This is a genomic window from Actinophytocola sp. (genome assembly GCF_045807065.1).
Taxonomy (GTDB): Bacteria; Actinomycetota; Actinomycetes; order Mycobacteriales; family Pseudonocardiaceae; genus Actinophytocola.
This window is the reverse complement of sequence record NZ_JBJMIE010000455.1, coordinates 1-8,434: the sequence shown is the minus strand read 5'-3', so window position 1 is coordinate 8,434 and position 8,434 is coordinate 1. Positions and strand designations below refer to the sequence as shown.

Annotated in this window: 10 protein-coding genes and 1 pseudogene; 5 read left to right on the top strand and 6 right to left on the bottom strand. The window is 71.6% G+C overall.

The window, feature by feature from the left end; translation table 11 throughout:
• A partial coding sequence (locus ACJ73U_RS26680) for a NusA N-terminal domain-containing protein (RefSeq protein WP_407780459.1) occupies positions 1 to 618 on the bottom strand: 618 nt, incomplete at its 3' end.
• Positions 615 to 1,145, bottom strand: a complete 531-nt coding sequence (gene rimP / locus ACJ73U_RS26675; protein ID WP_407780458.1) for a ribosome maturation factor RimP — start codon at positions 1,143 to 1,145, stop codon at positions 615 to 617. The genes rimP and ACJ73U_RS26680, both read right to left, overlap by 4 nt.
• Before the next feature lie 140 nt (positions 1,146 to 1,285).
• On the opposite strand from rimP, the gene ACJ73U_RS26670 reads away from it, so the two are divergent.
• Both ACJ73U_RS26670 and ACJ73U_RS26665 read left to right on the top strand, forming a co-directional pair.
• Positions 1,286 to 1,747 carry a hypothetical protein gene (locus ACJ73U_RS26670; protein ID WP_407780457.1) on the top strand — a complete coding sequence of 154 codons (462 nt, stop codon included), beginning with the start codon at positions 1,286 to 1,288 and terminating at the stop codon, positions 1,745 to 1,747.
• Complete coding sequence (locus ACJ73U_RS26665) at positions 1,744 to 2,211, top strand: ferritin-like domain-containing protein (protein ID WP_407780456.1); 468 nt, start codon at positions 1,744 to 1,746, stop codon at positions 2,209 to 2,211. The genes ACJ73U_RS26670 and ACJ73U_RS26665 overlap by 4 nt, the downstream gene beginning before the upstream one ends.
• A gap of 4 nt (positions 2,212 to 2,215) precedes the next feature.
• On the opposite strand, the gene ACJ73U_RS26660 is transcribed toward ACJ73U_RS26665, so the two are convergent.
• On the bottom strand, positions 2,216 to 2,953 hold the full coding sequence (locus tag ACJ73U_RS26660; RefSeq protein ID WP_407780455.1) for a hypothetical protein: 738 nt from the start codon (positions 2,951 to 2,953) through the stop codon (positions 2,216 to 2,218).
• 200 nt (positions 2,954 to 3,153) lie between these two features.
• On the opposite strand from ACJ73U_RS26660, the gene ACJ73U_RS26655 reads away from it, so the two are divergent.
• Positions 3,154 to 3,618 (top strand): hypothetical protein, encoded by a 465-nt coding sequence (locus tag ACJ73U_RS26655; RefSeq protein WP_407780454.1) that lies wholly within the window; start codon positions 3,154 to 3,156, stop codon positions 3,616 to 3,618.
• A 71-nt stretch (positions 3,619 to 3,689) separates the two neighbouring features.
• Here ACJ73U_RS26655 and ACJ73U_RS26650 read toward each other — a convergent pair whose 3' ends face one another.
• Positions 3,690 to 4,712, bottom strand: coding sequence for an aminotransferase (locus ACJ73U_RS26650; RefSeq protein ID WP_407780453.1), 1,023 nt, complete (start codon positions 4,710 to 4,712; stop codon positions 3,690 to 3,692).
• Positions 4,713 to 4,726: 14 nt separating this feature from the next.
• Between ACJ73U_RS26650 and ACJ73U_RS26645 the strand changes: the two genes are divergently transcribed.
• Positions 4,727 to 5,134 carry a secondary thiamine-phosphate synthase enzyme YjbQ gene (locus tag ACJ73U_RS26645; protein ID WP_407780452.1) on the top strand — a complete coding sequence of 136 codons (408 nt, stop codon included), beginning with the start codon at positions 4,727 to 4,729 and terminating at the stop codon, positions 5,132 to 5,134.
• Here ACJ73U_RS26645 and ACJ73U_RS26640 read toward each other — a convergent pair.
• Positions 5,118 to 6,152 carry an ABC transporter permease gene (locus ACJ73U_RS26640; RefSeq protein WP_407780451.1) on the bottom strand — a complete coding sequence of 345 codons (1,035 nt, stop codon included), beginning with the start codon at positions 6,150 to 6,152 and terminating at the stop codon, positions 5,118 to 5,120. The two genes, ACJ73U_RS26645 and ACJ73U_RS26640, sit on opposite strands and share 17 nt — an antisense overlap.
• 105 nt (positions 6,153 to 6,257) lie before the next feature.
• Here ACJ73U_RS26640 and ACJ73U_RS26635 point away from each other — a divergent pair, with 105 nt between their 5' ends.
• On the top strand, positions 6,258 to 6,950 hold the full coding sequence (locus ACJ73U_RS26635) for an HAD family hydrolase (protein WP_407780450.1): 693 nt from the start codon (positions 6,258 to 6,260) through the stop codon (positions 6,948 to 6,950).
• A 68-nt stretch (positions 6,951 to 7,018) separates the two neighbouring features.
• Here the strand turns inward: ACJ73U_RS26635 and ACJ73U_RS26630 are convergent.
• Positions 7,019 to 8,434, bottom strand: a pseudogene (locus ACJ73U_RS26630) (proline--tRNA ligase); the annotation flags it as partial.

Below are 8,434 nucleotides of genomic sequence, written 5' to 3'. Positions count from 1 at the left end.
GACCGCCGGGATCTCGACGGTGCCGTCGGCGATCTCCGGGACCTCGAGCGCGAACAGCCGCCGCACGAGGTTCGGGTGCGTACGGGACAACGTGATCTGCGGTCCCCTTGTTCCCCGGCTCACGCCGAGCACGTAGCACTTGATGCGCGTGCCGTGCTCGTACCGCTCGCCGGGCACCTGCTCGACCTGCGGGAGCACGCCCTCGGTGTCGCCGACCTGGACCACGACCATGTTGCGGGCGTTGGCGCGCGCGTCCCGCTGCACCACGCCCGCGACGATCTCGCCCTCCTTGGCGGAGAACTCGCCGAAGGTCTTCTCGTTCTCGGTGTCGCGCAGGCGCTGGAGGATGACCTGGCGCGCGGTCGTGGCCGCGATCCGGCCGAAGCCCTCGGGCGTGTCGTCCCACTCCTCGCCCGGCTCGCCGTCCGGGCCGACCTCGAACGCGATCACCCGCACGAGGCCGGTGCGCCGGTCGATGTCGATCCTGGCGTGGGGCTGGTGGCCGTCGGTGTGCTTGTAGGCGGTGAGCAGCGCGGTCTCGATCGCCTCGATCACCGTGTCGAAGGGGATGTCCTTGTCACGCTCGATCGAACGCAGCGCCGCGATGTCGACATTCACCTCGATCCCTCCTCATGATTCAGCGTGGCGATCTCGGCCGCGGGCGGCTCCTTGAACTCCACCTCGATGACAGCGTGCTCGATCTCCGCGTATCCCACACGACGTAACTGCCCGTCCACGAGCAGCTCGACGCCGTCGGAGTCCGCGTCGCCGACGCGGGCCGCGAGCTTCTCCCCGCCGTCGTCCCCGGCGAGACGCACCGCGACCTTGCGCAACCGCGCGCGGCGCCAGTGCCTCGGCTTCGTGAGCGGCCGGTCGAGCCCTGGCGAGGTGACCTCGAGGGTGTACGCGCCGAGCAGGACCTCGTCTCGCTGGTCGAGCACCGCGGACACGGCCCTGGAGACCTCGGCGACCTCGTCGAGGCCGATCCCGTGCTCGCCGTCGACCACGACCTTGACCAGTTGCTTGCGCCCGGCCTGCTGGACCTGCAGCTCCTCGAGCTCGAATCCGGCCTGTGCCACGGCGTCCGCGACCACCGGCGAAAGTTCCTCACCGGCGCCGGTGGCGCGTTGTCGCTGACCTGGCACGTGCCGCTCCCCGTTGTTTTTGTGGACGTTCACCTTGCGCGGTTGCCAAGCGTATCTCGTCTGCTCGGACAGCCTGGGTCCGAGCAGGCATGGTGCGTCCGACCGGGTGGTGGATGAGCCTGGCAGTATGACCGGCTGTGATGGTCTCCCGTCGTACGGTGCTGCGGTTGGCCGCGTTCGCCGCCTTCGTCCCGGTGGCGGCGTGCACCCCGGACCCGTCGAAGCCGCCCCCGCCGGACCCGCTGGCGGACCTGGCCGCGCAGGCCCGGACCGACGCGGCGCTGGCGAAGGCGATCGCCGCGGCCCAGCCGGCCGCCGCGGCCGCCGCCACCGCGGTCGCGCAGGCGCGGACCGAGCACGCCCGCGTGCTGCAGGCGGAGGTGGACCGGGCCACCCCACCCCCGTCGCCGCCGTCGGGCTCCTCGTCGAAGGCGCCGGAGCCGCAGGTGCCGGCGGACGGGGTCACGGCGCTGGTGGACGCGATGACCTCGGCGGAGAAGGCGGCCTCGGACCTCGTGCCGTCCGTGCCCCGGTACCGGGCCGGGCTGCTCGGCTCGGTGGCGGCCGGGTGCGCGAGCCTGCGGGTGGTGTTGCGGCCGTGACCTCTCCCGACCAGCGGCCGGCCGCGCTCGACGGCGAGGCGGCCTCGGCGACCCAGGACGCGCTCGGCGCCGAACACGCGGTGCTGTGGGTGTACGGGCTGGTGAGCGCGTTCCTGCCGGACAGCTTCGACGACTCGGTGCAGGAGGCCAGGAACGCGCACCGGGCGCGCCGGGACGCCATCGAGCTGCTGCTCTCCGGCGCCGGGCAGACCCCCCGGTCCGCCGAGCCCGCCTACGTGCTGCCGCGGGAGGTGAGCGACCAGGCGTCCGCGATCGCGGTGATCGTGGTCGCCGAGTCGGACGCCACCGTGGCGTGGCGGGCCGTGTTGGAACGGACGGACGACAAGGCGCTGCGGGCCGCCGCGCTCGCGGGTCTCACCGAGTCGGCGGTGTGGGCCACCCGCTGGCGGGTCGCCGGCGGGCAGTCCCCGGCGACACCACCGCTGCCCGGCACGCCCGCCTGACCGGTCAGCCGCCGGAGCCCACACCCAGCTGTTTGCCGAGCCGCAACGCGTCGTTACAGATCTCGTCGAGGCTGTCGTCGTCCTTCTTCTCGTCGGCGGGCTTGCTCGTGGGGGCGAAGTCGGCCTCGACGATGGTCACCTCGCGGTCCTGCCACTTCGAGGCGTAGCCCCCGCCGCCGGTCAGCTGGCCCAGGCCGTCGATCCTGACCAGACCGTCCTTCACGACGTCGGCGACGTTGCCCTTGCCGTCCGTGTCGGTGATCCCCTGCAGGTCACCGGCCTTGGCGCTCTCGGACATGGTGACGACGGAGACCGAGACGTACACCGTCCGGCCGTCCTTGCTCCTGGTCACGAACAGCTGACGCGACAGGTGCTCGCACGGGTTGGACTTGAACCACGTCTTGGTCGCGCCGTAGGAGTGGGCCGCGCAGTCGGTCACGGAGTTCGGCTTCGCCATGTCCGGATGCGGCGAGAAGGAGTACACGCCGTCGACCTGGTCCTGAGAACCGACGTCGGTCGCCGCACCGCCCGAGGCGTCGTCCTTGGTGATGTAGTACCAGACCAGGCCGGAGATGACCGCGACCGCGACCAGTCCCGCGACCCGCAGCGTCCACCGCAGCCCACCACCGCCACCGGGCGGGGACGGCTGCTCGTGGTGGAGCTGGATCGGCGGTGGACGGTCCGGCCGTTGCGGACCGCCGGCATGCCACTGCGGCTGCCCTGGGCGGTAAGGATCCGACACGAGTGGCACGGTAACCAACCTGCCTGCTTCACCCGAACGAGACCCTGCCACGGCCCGACCGAGGGGCCCGCCACCGACCGCGCGACCCCGGCGGCGCGCGGACCGGGAGGGGGTGCCCGCGAGCCTTGACGAGACCAAGGGCATATCACTAGAGTTTTTTTGTTAGATATCTTGCGTCCGACACGCTCTGGGGGAACAGAATGCGTCGAATTCTTTTTGTGCTACCCATTTCTTTGCTGCTGTCCGGGCTACTGTCATTCGCTTCGGCGAACATCGCGAGTGCGACAGCGGCGGAATGCAGCGGCGGACAGCACGGTTTCGTCGATATTTCCGACTCACTGACCGGTGCCGTTGTTCGGGAGATCGATTTCAAGGGCGGTTACACCCTGACGCTCGAAACCGGCCAGGTCCACGGCGTGTCGCGAGGATGGGCGCACCTGACCGGGCCCATCAGGCTGCACACCGTCTGGATGGACTGGACGACGAATGGCGGAACGTCGTGGCTGCAGTGCGGACCGTTCAGCTCCGCGGGAGCGCCGGTCAGCAGCCTGACGAGCGCGGCCAAGGAAACGAATCCCGCACCCAACTGGCGATTTCGCGCATGCATGCTCATGAAGAACTCGGCCGACGACGACGGGGCCGTCTACTGCACGTCCTGGTGGTGAAATCGCCCCAAATACTGACGTGATCCGCCTGTTTCGTGGGCTCCGGGTAAATTGCCCGGAGCCCACGGTTCTCATTTCAGCGCACCCACCACGCGGTCGACGTCGTCCTCGGTGTTGTACAGGTGGTAGGACAGGCGCATCCTGCCCGCGCGAACACTGCCGACGACCCCCGCCGCGCCGAGCCGTCCGACCTGGTCGTCGGTCAGTTCGAGGGAGATGATCGCGGAGCCGGCCGCGGGATGCCCCAGCTCCGTGCGGACCGTGTCGGCCAGGCCGACGCAGTGGTCACGCACCCCTGCCAGGTCGAGCCCGGCCAGCCACTCGGTGGACGCGGCGGCACCGACCTGGCTGAACCAGACGGGTGAGAGGTCGAGCCCGCGCGGGCCGTCCGCGAGGCGCAGCGGCAGGCCGTAGATGGCGGCCCAGGGGTCCGCGCCGCCGTACCAGTTGGCGTCGTGCGCGGTGGGCATCGGCGCGTCTGGGTGGACGGCGAGCCAGGCGGCGCCACGCGGCGCGAACAGCCACTTGTAGCAGCCACCCACGACGTAGTCGGCCCAGTCGAGGGCCAGCGGGAGCCAGCCGACGGCCTGGGTGGCGTCGAGCAGTACGGGCGTGTCGACGCCGCGGAGTCCGTCCAGGTCGACCACCGCGCCGTCGAGTGACTGGACCACGCTGACGGCGACGAGGTCGTGGTCGGCGGCCGCGTCCAGCAGCCGGTCGGGTGCCACCTCGGTGACCGTGACGCCGCGCCCGTGCTGGGCGGCGAAGGGGAACGTGACGCTGGTGAACTCGCTGCCGACGGTCACCACCCGGGTGCCGTCCGGCACGCTCGCCGCGACGAGCGCCACCAGCTGGGACACGCTCGCCCCGCTCGCCACCCGGTCCGGGGACACGCCGACGAGCCTGGCCCACCCCGCCCTGGCCGCGGCGACGTGCCTGTCGTACTGGGGCGGCCGGGCGGCCCCGGTCCGCCACTCGGTGATCGCGTCGGCCACCGCGTCCGCCACGGTCACCGAGGGGATGCCGATGCTCGCCGTGTTCAGGTAGCCGTCCGGGACGTAGAACCGCTCGCCGAGAGCCGCACGCCATGCCATGAGCTAATGACAGCATGGAGACCACGGAGATCCAGGTGCGGACCGGCGGCCGGGAGGTCGTGCACGACCTGACGAGCGAGTGCGAGAAGTTCCTGTCCGGCGTGGACGCCGGTGACGGGTTGCTGAACGTCTGGGTGCCGCACGCCACCGCGGGCCTCGCGATCATCGAGACCGGCGCCGGCAGCGACGACGACCTGCTCACCGCCCTGCGCGACCTGCTGCCGGCCGACGACCGCTGGCGCCACCGGCACGGCTCGCCAGGGCACGGACGGGACCACGTGCTGCCCGCACTGGTCCCGCCCTCGACCACCGTGCCCGTCGTCGGGGGGCGGCTCGCGCTCGGCACGTGGCAGTCGATCTGCCTGGTCGACACGAACGTGGACAACGCGACCAGGAAGGTCCGGCTCAGCTTCCTGAGTTGACCAGCTCGCGGGTCGCCAGCGGTGCCGCCACCGGCGCCCGCCTCGTCGGCCACAGCAGCACCACGAGGCCGACGACCGCCATCGCCGCGAGGACGATCACGCCGGTGCGCACGTCCGGCGCGTCGGGCACGCCCTGCAGGAGGCTGCGCAGGCCCTCGGTGGAGAACCGGAACGGCGTCCACGACCACAGGAGCGCGCGGTAGGCCGGGTTCAGCATCTCCGGGACGGTGCCGGCGACCGAGGGCGCCAGCAGGTACATCGGCCCGAGGATGGTCGCGGCACGCAGCCGGAGCAGCCGCAGCAGGGCGCCCTGGACGGACGCGAACGCGGCGGCGGTGAGCACGAGGAAGCCGAGCACCCGTGCGTCGACGTCCAGCGACGAGTCCCAGAGCGTCAGCAGGCCGACGACCGCGCCGGTGGCGAGGACGCTGACGGACACGACCAGCGTGAGGCGGGCGGTGACGGTGGGCCGCATGCCGCGCCGGACCACGAGCAGCCCGAAGGCCATCGCGCCGACCAGCCCGCCGATCCACAGCAGCGCGCTCGCGGCGAGCGGGGCGGCGCGGCCGGCCGTGCCGGCCGCGTGCACGGTCCGCGCCTTCGGCGGCGCGACGTGGAGGCCGGGTCGCTGCTGGGCCAGCGCGCCGAGGAGGCCCTGCGCGGCGCCCGTCAGCACCTGCTGCGCGGCCTGGGTGCCCTGCGGGTTGACGGCGCCGGAGGTCACGATCGTGATCGCCGGTCCCCGGTCGATCTCCAGGATGCCGTAGACGCCCTTGTCGTCGAGGAGGTCACGCGCGCGGGCGGGGTCGGTGGCCGTCCAGTCGACGCTGTCGCCGCCGTGGCTCGCGATCCGGTCGGCGGCCTGGCGCAGCGCGGGGTCGTCCGGGGTGGCGACGGCCAGGGGCAGGTGGTCGGGCGCGACCGTGGCCTGCACGCCGAAGGTGAGCACGCCGAGCACGACGGCGACCACCGCCCCCACCAAACCGAGGCCCACCGCCACCGCGGTCGGGTTTCGCATCGTCAGCTCCATTCATCTTCTGTTGAATTCAACGGATACCGTACGCCCGTCCCGCACCGTGGGTCAACAGACGTTGAATTCCTCGTCCCGTGTCACGATGGCCTGGTGAGAACGCTCGTGCTGTGGGACATCGACCTGACGCTCGTGGACTACTCCGGGATCGGGAGGCGCTGGTACACCGAGGCGCTGACCGCCGTGGTGGGGGTTCCGCTGAAGCACCTGCCGTCGTTCCCCGGTCGGACCGAGCGGTCGCTGGCGCGGGAGTTCCTGACCGCGCACGGCCTCGAGCACTCGGACGAGCAGGTGGAGAGGTTCTTCGCGGCGCTCACGGCACTGGCCGAGCAGGACCGGCCGGCCCTGCCGGCCCTCGGCCGGGCGCTGACCGGCGCCCCGGAGATCCTGGCGGAGCTGGCCACCCGCGAGAACGTGGTCCAGTCCCTGGTCACGGGCAACCTGCCGGTACTGGCGAGCTACAAGCTCGAGGCGTTCGACCTGCACCACCACATCGACTTCGAGATCGGCGGCTACGGCTCCCTGTCCGAGCACCGCCACGAGCTGGTGGCCGCGGCCATCGCCCAGTCCTCGGCTAAACACGGCGAGTTCGACTCGGTGGTGGTCGTCGGCGACACCCCGCACGACGTGGCGGCGGGCCTACACCACGGCACGACGACCGTCGGCGTCGCGACGGGCCGCTTCACCGCCGAACAGCTGGTCGAGTCGGGCGCCCACGTCACGCTTGCGGACCTGTCGGACACCCCGGCCGTGGCCCAGGCCCTCCTCGCGTCCGGAACGCGCTGAAGGACGCTCTCCTCACGCTGGCGTGAGGAAGGCGTCCTCCAGTCCTGTCGTCCTTCAGCGCGCCGGGCTCAGCTCACCAGCTCGGTCAGGTGCCGCACCGCGTCGTCGACGGCGACCTCCGTGCGTTCGCCGGTACGCCGGTCCTTGACCTCGACCACGCCGTTGACGAGGCCGCGACCGACCACCACGATGGTCGGCACGCCGATCAGGTCCGCGTCCGCGAACTTCACGCCGGGCATGGCCGTCCGGTCGTCGAGGAGGACCGACAGGCCGGCCGCGTCCAGGTCCGCCGCGAGCTTCTCGCCGCCCGCGCGGATGTCGTCGGTCTTGCCCGCGATCACCACGTGCACGTCGGCGGGGGCGACCGTGCGCGGCCAGATCAGCCCGTGGTCGTCGTGCGACTGCTCGGCGATCGCGGCCACCAGCCGCGACACCCCGATGCCGTAGGAGCCCATGGTGATCCGGATCGGCTTGCTGTCGGCGCCGAGCGCGTCCAGCTGGAAGGCGTTCGCGTACTTGCGGCCCAGCTGGAAGATGTGCCCGATCTCGATGCCGCGCGCGGCGACGAGCGTGCCGTGGCCGTCCGGCGACGGGTCGCCCTCGCGCACCTCGGCCGCCTCGATCGTGCCGTCCGGGGTGAAGTCCCGTCCGCACACGAGGTCCACCACGTGGTGGTCGGCCTTGTCCGCGCCGGTCACCCACGCGGTGCCGGTCACCACCCGTGGGTCGACGAGGTACCGGACCCCGTTGTCCTGCAGCGCCTTCGGCCCGATGTACCCCTTCACCAGGAACGAGTTCTCCGCGAAGTCGGCCTCCTCGAGGATCGCCACCTCGCGCGGCTCCAGCGCCGCCTCCAGCCGCTTCATGTCGACCTCGCGGTCACCGGGCACGCCGACCGCGAGCAGCTCCCACCTGTCCTCGCCGGGAGCGCGGGTCTTCAGCAGCACGTTCTTGAGCGTGTCCGCCGCGGTGAACGCCCGCCCCAGGCCCGCCTTGCCGAGGAAGGCGACCAGGGTCTCGATGGTCGGGGTGTCCGGCGTGTGGAGCACCTGCGCGGCGGGCTTGTCCTCGATGGACTGCGCGGGCGGCGCGGGCGTGCGGACCGCCTCCACGTTGGCGGCGAAGTCGGACCCCGTGCTGCGCACGAACGTGTCCTCGCCGGTCACCGCCTCGGCCAGGAACTCCTCGGACGCGGACCCGCCCATCGCGCCGGACATGGCCGACACGATCACGTACTTCTGGCCCTGCCGGTCGAAGATCCTGATGTAGGCGTCGCGGTGCTTGAGGTAGGTCGACACCAGCCCGTCGTCGTCCAGGTCGAACGAGTACGAGTCCTTCATGAGGAACTCGCGCCCGCGCAGGATGCCCGCGCGGGGCCGCGCCTCGTCGCGGTACTTCGTCTGGACCTGGTACAGGATGACCGGATAGTCCTAGTAGGAGCTGTACTCGCCCTTCACCGTGAGGGTGAACAGCTCCTCGTGCGT